We start from the raw sequence: 261 nt of genomic DNA on the forward strand, positions 1-261 counted from the left end.
CTGCTTGATGCGCGAGAAGGCGGCAGCGATTTCGTAATTGTTGCGCTGGCCTTCCTGCACCAGGGAAGACAATTCACCACTGCCAAACTGTTTCCACCAGTCGGTATCGGGCCACAACTGCTCGGCGTGCGCCACGTCGGCAGAGGCACCGCCGCCCCATTTGTCGGGCACCTGCATTTCGAGGATGGGATCGGGCTGCACCTCACGCGTGACGCAGCCGCCGATGGCCAGCACCAGCGCGGCCGCCATCGCCACCCGCGT

The 261-nt window shown here is 64.8% G+C and carries 1 pseudogene; it reads right to left on the reverse strand.

Annotated elements, in window-relative coordinates:
* Positions 1-261: pseudogene (locus ACZ3GY_RS24300) on the reverse strand (hypothetical protein); the annotation flags it as partial.

The sequence above is a fragment of the Pseudomonas sp. PME37.24/006 genome, from assembly GCF_055556635.1.